The organism is Paraburkholderia sediminicola, assembly GCF_046026895.1.
In the GTDB taxonomy this organism is placed as follows: Bacteria; Pseudomonadota; Gammaproteobacteria; order Burkholderiales; family Burkholderiaceae; genus Paraburkholderia; species Paraburkholderia sediminicola_C.
Genome location: NZ_JAQQEU010000251.1, coordinates 1 through 815 on the forward strand (window position 1 = coordinate 1; position 815 = coordinate 815).

Consider the following 815-nt stretch of genomic DNA (forward strand, 5'->3'; position numbering starts at 1 on the left):
ACCGGCAAGAATGTCGGCGATCTCCTGAATGAGAAGAACGTGACCTGGGGCTATTTCCAGGGTGGCTTCCTGCCCACCACGCCCGCGAAGTTCGATGCAAACGGCAATATGTATGCGCCTGCGGTTTGTGGCTCCCAGCATGTCGCCCATCAGGTGGTGATCAACGGCGTCACTTATAGCGTGCAGAACCCGAGCATTAATCCGGGTCCGGACGTGCATGTCCTCGAGAACGACTACAGCACCGGCGTTACCCCTTTCATGAAATATGCGAGCACGCGCAATCCGCACCATCTGCGGCCGAGTTCGGTGGAAATGATCGGCAAGACCGACCAGGCCAACCACCAGTACGACATCTCGGATTTCGACGCGGCGCTGTCCCACAACTCATTGCCCGCGGTCAGTTACGTGAAGGCGCCGGTCTATCAATACGGCCATCCCCAAAGCTCCGATCCGCTCGCCGAACAAGCCTTCCTCGTAAAGACAATCAACGCAGTCCAGCAGTCTCGCTATTGGCACGACACTGCGATCGTCATCGTTTGGGATGATTCCGATGGCTGGTACGACCACGTCATGCCTCCGCTCTTGACCCCCTCGGCGACCAACATCGACTTCCTGTTCGGCCCCGGCAATTGCGGCACGCCGCAGCCCGGTGCCGACGCCGCGCGCTGCGGCCTCGGACCACGCCAGCCTCTACTGGTGATTTCACCTTGGGCGAAATCGAACTTCGTCGACCACACGCTCACTCACCAGACCTCGGTGCTTCGGTTCATCGAGGACAATTGGAAGCTCGGGTTCATCGATGGCCCAGTTGCTCC

The 815-nt window shown here is 59.4% G+C and carries 1 protein-coding gene; it reads left to right on the top strand.

The features are described from left to right. On the top strand, positions 1-815 hold an 815-nt coding region (locus PQR02_RS40585; RefSeq protein WP_408243414.1), incomplete at both ends, for an alkaline phosphatase family protein.